The organism is Rhizobacter sp. P2_H2 (assembly GCF_056403375.1).
In genome coordinates this window covers 1-1,863 of the sequence record NZ_JBFUFP010001047.1, presented here as the reverse complement: position 1 = coordinate 1,863, position 1,863 = coordinate 1, and the positions used below count along the sequence as shown (strand labels likewise).

2 protein-coding genes are annotated in these 1,863 nt (G+C 70.0%); one reads left to right on the top strand and one right to left on the bottom strand.

Annotated elements, in window-relative coordinates; all coding sequences use genetic code 11:
- On the top strand, positions 1–1,395 hold a 1,395-nt coding region (locus tag AC1D15_RS29850; protein ID WP_477828872.1), incomplete at its 5' end, for a sigma-54-dependent transcriptional regulator.
- Between the two features lies 1 nt (position 1,396).
- Here AC1D15_RS29850 and AC1D15_RS29845 read toward each other — a convergent pair.
- Positions 1,397–1,863, bottom strand: a 467-nt coding sequence (locus AC1D15_RS29845; RefSeq protein ID WP_477828871.1) for a response regulator, incomplete at its 5' end; no start/stop codon positions are given.

Sequence of the window (1,863 nt, the reverse complement as noted above, 5' to 3'; positions counted from 1 at the left end):
GCCGAGACGATGGCGATGCTGATCGCGAGCGAGGGCTTCACGGTGGCCACCGCGGGATCGCTGCGCGATGCGCGCCGGCAGCTGGCTTTGCAGGAACCCGACATCGTGCTGCTCGACCTGATGCTGCCCGACGGCAACGGCATGGAGCTGTTGAACGAGGCCAAGGGCATGAGCAACACCGACGTGGTCCTGATGACCGGCCAGGCGAGCCTGGACACCTCGATCCAGGCGTTGCGCCTGGGCGCGGCCGACTACCTCGTCAAGCCGATGAGCCTGAAGCAGCTGAAGGGCGTGCTGTCGCGCGTGACCAAGCCGTCGCTGCTGAAGGCGGAGTCGTCGGACCTGCTCGCCACGCTGGAGAGCGAAGGCCATTTCGGCGCGCTGTGGGGCCGCTCGGCGCCGATGCGCCGCGTCTACGAGCAGGTGCAGCGCGTCGCCGGCACGGCCGTCACGGTGTTCATCACCGGTGAGAGCGGCACCGGCAAGGAGGTGGTCGCGCGGACGGTGCACGACCTGAGCCGCCGGCGCGGCAAGCCGTTCCTGGCTGTCAACTGCGGCGCGATCTCGCCGCACCTGATCGAGAGCGAGATCTTCGGCCACGAGAAGGGCAGCTTCACCGGCGCCGACCGGCAGCACCAGGGCTTCTTCGAGCGGGCGAGCGGCGGCACGCTGTTCCTCGACGAGATCACCGAGATGCCGCTGGACCTGCAGGTCAAGCTGCTGCGCGTGCTGGAGACCGGCACCTTCATGCGCGTCGGCTCGACGCAGACGCTGGAGACCGACGTGCGGATGATCGCCGCCACCAACCGCAGCCCGCTGCAGGCGGTGGCCAGCGGCAAGCTGCGCGAGGACCTGCTGTACCGCTTGAACGTGTTCCCGATCCACCTGCCGGCGCTGCGCCAGCGGGTCGACGACGTGCCCTTGCTGGCCGATCATTTCGTGCAGCAGATCTCGGAGCGCGAGGGCACGCCGAAGCGCTTCTCCGCGCTCGCGCTGCAGCGCCTGTCGCGCTATGACTGGCCGGGCAACGTGCGCGAACTGCGCAACGTGGTGTACCGCTCGTACGTGATGGCGCTCGACAGCATGATCGACGATGAGTGCCTGCCGCAATCGCCGGACGGCGAGGTGTCGGGCGCGTCGATCCCGACCTCGCCGGTCGCGGTCGAGGGCGGGGCGCCGGCGATCACCGTGTGGGTCGGCACGCCGCTGGCCGAGATCGAGCGGCAGGTGACGCTCGCGACGCTGGAGTACCTCGGCCGCCACAAGGAGAAGACGGCCGCGACGCTGGGCATCAGCCTGAAGACGCTCTACAACCGGCTGAAGGAATACCAGGCGGCGGGCGACGGGGACACGCGTCCCGCCGACCTCGAAGACCGGAGCTGGGCGCCGTCATGACCTACGCGGTCCGGGTCGCGAAGGCGTGGATCAGGCGACCCAGGTTCTCGGGCCGCAGCGGCTTCATCAGGTAGGCGTCGAACCCCGCCTCCAGCGCACGCGCCTCGTCATCGTCGTGGCGGCCGCGTGCATTCAGTGCCGCAAAGAACACCGGCATGCCGACCAGGCTGCTGCGCAGCGGCTCCAGCAGCCCGGCGGCGTCGAAATCGGGCTGGGTGATGTCGCACAGCACGATCTGCGGCCGCTGGCTGCGCGCGAGCCGCAGCCCGGCCTCGGGGGTCGGCGCCGTCTGCACCTCGTGGCCCCACAGCTCCATCTGCAGGCGCAGCACGTCGCGCGTCTCCGGATCGGGGTCGATCACCAGCACGCGGTAGGTCTCTTCCGGCACCAGCACCAGCGGCTTGTGGCGCGCGCCCGCCGTGGCGGTCGGCGCAGCCACCTGCGGCAGGCTGATCACGAACTCCGCAC